This window comes from Candidatus Neomarinimicrobiota bacterium (assembly GCA_041862535.1).
GTDB lineage: Bacteria > Fidelibacterota > Marinisomatia > SCGC-AAA003-L08 > TS1B11.
Window position 1 is genome coordinate 1 of record JBGVTM010000254.1, and the last position, 4,522, is coordinate 4,522.

A 4,522-nucleotide genomic window follows, 5' to 3' on the forward strand; every position below is an offset into this window, starting at 1 on the left:
TCCACCCACTTTCTGGCCTACGGCCTGGGCTGGTTCATGCAGGACTATGCCGGCTGCCTGGCCCTGCGGCACAGCGGCGGCATGGACGGCATGCTATCCTACAGCATTTTTGTCCCCGAGGCGCGACTGGGAGTGACAGTACTCACAAATTCAGACACCCAGCAGCTTTATACCGCCTTGCCCTGGTACGTAATAGACCGGTATCTCGACCTGCCGGAAAAGGACTGGAGCGCAATTTATCTGGCGAGAACCAGAGAAAGTGAAGAACGGGAAGCGAAAGACAGAAAAGAGCGGGAAAATAACCGCGCTAAAAAAAGTAAACCCTCTCTACCACTGAAAGCCTATGCCGGGAACTACTGCAATGACTATTATGGAACCGCCACCATCAACCACACAAAGGGCCGGCTGGTACTGCATATGAACAACCATCCGAACGTTGAAGGAGTACTGGAACACTGGCATTACGATACCTTCGTCAGTAAGTGGAATGATCCGATGTGGGGGGAGAGTTACGTGACCTTTGTCCTTGACAGCGAGGGCGAGGTGGCCGAGTTCAGCGTGAAAATCAGAGAAGATTTCGTCGATCCCCTGCCGTATGTCTTCTCACGGGTTCCGTGAGCGTAACCAGCAGGTTTCGCTTTGCTGGGCCGGGGGAGTGCTCTATATTTCCATCTGACGAACAGAGCAACATCAATAAGGAGAACCTGGTATGGCAACCTTCTTCATGTTCGGCATCTATTCACCTGACGCCTTGGAGGAGATGAGCGCCGAGCGTACTACTAAGGCCAATCGGCTCGTGGAAGGATTCGGCGGAAAAATCAAGGACATATATGCCCTCATGGGTGAGCAGGATCTGGTACTGATTATCGATTTCCCCGATATACAATCGGCCATGAAGGCCTCCGTGGCCTTAAGCAAGTTGACGGGCATTTCCTTCTCTACGGCTCCGGCGCTGGCAGTTGATGAGTTTGACAAACTGATAAAATAAGCCTGGCCCCGGGTTGGCCCATCAAAGAGCTCGCCATTATTGCCTCCTGCAATGGTTGATTAAGCTCGGTCGGGCCTGAACTGCCAAGCCCCAAAATCGCCCCTATTTGGCCTTTTATGTCAAAGGGGGCGATTCTATATTCCGGTGCGAGGGCTACGATTTGCATAAGCCCGGGATAGTGGCTGTCTGGTCGGGTGATACCAACGACCAGACGAGTGATTTCACCTGATCCAGGGGTCGGGTGGGTTGCATGAACCCAGAAAGGAGAGAAAAGTATGATCACCTGCTTCATGTTCGGAAAGTATACCTCCGAGTCCATGAAGGAGATAAGTGCTGATCGGACCAAGAAAGTTGTGATCCTTATCAATGAGTTGGGCGGGAAGGTCACTTCTATGTACGCGCTGCTGGGAGAACGGGACCTGGTCTTCGTCGTGGACTTCCCTGACATCAATCATGCCATCAAGGCCTCCGTCGCTATGACCAATTTGACCGGCATACCCTTCTCTACCTCACCGGCGGTCACCGTGGAGGAATTCGATGCCATGTTGGCTGAGTTGTAGCTGAGACCTAATCAAATATCTCACTTTCCGATCCTCAACTTCTAGAGGTAGCAGACAGCTACACTCTGCCGCGAGGAACGCCGTAGCAACTTCGCCTCGTCGAAGGGGAATTATGCCCTAACATGTCCTGGTCGGTTATCAAGTCCATCATCTGGGCTATCATTCACGGTATTCTCTCGTGGCTTTACGTCATCGACTATGCTATGAAATACTGAAATGAGCCGAAACACAGCCTCAGCCAAACAGTACGCCCCAAAACAATATGAACGCTAAAGTCTGCCTGGTCACCGGTGCCAACCGCGGAATTGGCAAAGCCACGGCTCTGGGCCTGGCCCGCATGGGCGCCACAGTCGTTATGGTCTCCCGGGACAGGCAGCTGGGCGAAGCCGCCAGAGAAGAAATCCGCCAGGCAACCGGCAGCCTGAAAGTCGATCTGCTGGTAGCCGATCTGGCATCACTCCCGGCTGTACGGGAAATGGCGGCGTCCTTTAAAGAGCACCATCCGCGGCTGCACGTGCTGGTGAACAACGCCGGCGTTGTTAAACGTCACCGCACCCTCACCGAAGACGGCTTCGAAACCACCTTCGCAGTGAACCATCTGGCCCCCTTCCTGCTCACCAATCTGCTGCTGGAGATCCTGAAAGCCAGTGCCCCCGCCCGCATTGTGAACGTAGCCTCCATGGTACACCAGTGGGGTAAGATCGACTTCAACGATCTCCAGGGAGAAAAGCGCTACACCATGAACAAGGCCTACAACCAGTCCAAACTGGCCAACGTGCTGTTCACCTACGAGCTGGCCCGGCGGCTGGAAGGCACCGGCGTCACCGCCAACTGCGTGCATCCGGGCATGGTGGTCTCCGACCTGGGCCGTGAGTATACCGGCTTTATGGCCCTCATGGCCAACAAACTCTGGCGGCCGTTCATGAAAAGCCCGCAGCAGGGCGCCGCCACCTCCATCTACCTGGCCTCCTCGCAAGAGGTAGCAGGCGTCACCGGAAAGTATTTCGCCAACCAGCGGGCGAAAAAATCATCGCGGGCATCGTATGATCAGGAAACGGCCCGGCGGCTGTGGGAAGTGAGCAAACAGCTAGCAGGGATAAGGTAACTGCCGATGCGATGGAGCTGGCCCCAAATCGACTCCTGATAAACAGGCAAGCGACTCGGCTGCGCCCATCGGACTCCCCCTCATTGAAAGGCTGGAGCTGGTAATCGAACAGCCAACCACCGCGATTATTGTCCAGCATCCGGAGACCACCCATTCCTCAATCTATAGTATGTAGCTGTATTTTTCTCAGCGCCCAAATCAGAATATTATACAATTGCACTCTCTACACAAATTTGTTTTAAAACTTCGTGTTTTAATTATTGTTAGTGAATGGTCAATCCGTGATTGCTTTTTATATAAATAATTAATATAATCGGGGGGCGAATATTTTAAAAATTTCTTATGCCGTAATTATGATTAACTATCAAATCATCACTTCTCGCGGCAAACCTCGCTTTGCCATCGTGGAATATCAAACCTTCATGAAGCTTCTGGAGCAATTTGAAAATCAGAAGAAGGATCGGTCGGCAACCAAACGCACCCGCCGCCGCAAAGAGCCCACCGCCAGCGAGTTGACCCAGCTTATGCGTACCAATCCCATTAAGGGCTGGCGGCTGTTCCGTAATATGACCCAATCGGATCTGGCCGATAAAACCGGACTCAAGCAGACCCATGTGAGCCTCATGGAGGCCAACAAGATCAAGCCGCGGGAGAACACTCTCAAAAAGCTAGCCGAGGCCCTGAACTGCAACGTAGACGACCTGGTTGTGCGCCGCCCCTGAAACCCGGTCGGTCGTAACCAGCCCCTAACCCGTCAGTTGCGTTACCTCATCTTCGATATCGAGACCGTTCCCCTTCCAGTGCTGGATGCTCCCCTGGAGCAGGAGGTTGCCCGACGCACCAAACGGGAGGTGGAGAAAGGTGACCTCTCGCCGCCAGAAGCGGAGACGCTGGTACGCTCGGTGTCACCGTTCTTCGGCCGCGTCCTGGCCATCGGGATGCGCCTCTACCACGACGCCACCGGAGAAACCCGCGATAAGGTCATCTCTGAAGCGACCGAAGAGGCCACCCTCCAGTCCTTCTTCGAGACTATCAACCACGCTGCCTCCCAGGACCTGCGCTACGTGCACTACAACGGCCTGGGTTTCGACGTGCCCTTCCTGATTATCAGAGCCGCTGTACACGGTATCGCCATTCAGAATCCCCGCTTCCTGAACCTGCGGCGCTTCAGCTATGATCCCCACCTGGATATCATGCAGTTTCTCTCGCGCTGGGGCCGGGAAGGCGTAAGCCTGGACCTGGCCTGCCGCAGCTTCGGTATCCCCTCACCCAAAGAGGGGGAGATCACCGGCAATACCGTGACGGCAGCCTTCCAGCGTGGCGAAATGCAAGCAGTACAGGACTACGTCATGCGAGACGTGGAGGCCACCTACCAACTGTTCCTCAAGATTAAGCCGTATCTGTAAGTCAATACCCCACCAGTTACCTTCCAGCTCATCCCCCCAATTAACAAAAGATAGGGCCTCAAGTTTTCTTAAGGCCCACTCCTACGAAAGTACGTTTTCTTAAGGCAGCCGATTATTGCCCATTCCCCTCCTCGCGCACGTTACTCAGCAGCCACTCGTACAGCTCCGGGTTGTCGTAGGTCCTGGTCCAGGAATCGTGGCCGGCGTCGAGGTAGATGGTCAGGCGGGGGCTTCCACCACACTTTTCAATGGCCCTCACCATCCTCTTGGTACGCCTGACCGGCACGACCTTATCCCGAGCGCCGTGGAAAGCCCACACTGGCAGGTCCTTCAAGCGGCAGGCCTGACGACGATCACCCCCACCGCAAATCGGTGCAATAGCAGCAAAGCGCTCGGGCTGGGCCAGGGCCAGGCTCCAGGTGCCATAGCCGCCCATGCTCAGGCCGGTGAGGTAGATGCGGCG

At 54.9% G+C, this 4,522-nt stretch carries 7 protein-coding genes; 6 read left to right on the forward strand and 1 reads right to left on the reverse strand.

The features are described from left to right. The 6 genes from ACETWG_09400 to ACETWG_09425 all read left to right on the forward strand — a co-directional run. Positions 1-618, forward strand: a 618-nt coding sequence (locus tag ACETWG_09400; GenBank protein ID MFB0516800.1) for a DUF3471 domain-containing protein, incomplete at its 5' end; no start/stop codon positions are given. Positions 619-709: 91 nt separating this feature from the next. After that, positions 710-988 carry a GYD domain-containing protein gene (locus tag ACETWG_09405; GenBank protein MFB0516801.1) on the forward strand — a complete coding sequence of 93 codons (279 nt, stop codon included), beginning with the start codon at positions 710-712 and terminating at the stop codon, positions 986-988. Positions 989-1,263: 275 nt separating this feature from the next. Beyond that, positions 1,264-1,548: a GYD domain-containing protein gene (locus tag ACETWG_09410; protein ID MFB0516802.1), complete on the forward strand. Its 285-nt coding sequence runs from the start codon at positions 1,264-1,266 to the stop codon at positions 1,546-1,548. Between the two features lie 262 nt (positions 1,549-1,810). After that, the gene (locus tag ACETWG_09415; GenBank protein MFB0516803.1) at positions 1,811-2,653 is read left to right on the forward strand and encodes an SDR family oxidoreductase; all 843 of its coding nucleotides are present in this window, start codon (positions 1,811-1,813) and stop codon (positions 2,651-2,653) included. A gap of 353 nt (positions 2,654-3,006) precedes the next feature. Beyond that, complete coding sequence (locus ACETWG_09420) at positions 3,007-3,375, forward strand: helix-turn-helix domain-containing protein (protein ID MFB0516804.1); 369 nt, start codon at positions 3,007-3,009, stop codon at positions 3,373-3,375. Positions 3,376-3,411: 36 nt separating this feature from the next. Next, positions 3,412-4,059: a ribonuclease H-like domain-containing protein gene (locus ACETWG_09425; GenBank protein MFB0516805.1), complete on the forward strand. Its 648-nt coding sequence runs from the start codon at positions 3,412-3,414 to the stop codon at positions 4,057-4,059. Between the two features lie 112 nt (positions 4,060-4,171). Here the strand turns inward: ACETWG_09425 and ACETWG_09430 are convergent. After that, positions 4,172-4,522: alpha/beta hydrolase-fold protein (locus tag ACETWG_09430; GenBank protein MFB0516806.1), on the reverse strand; the 351-nt coding region annotated here is incomplete at its 5' end.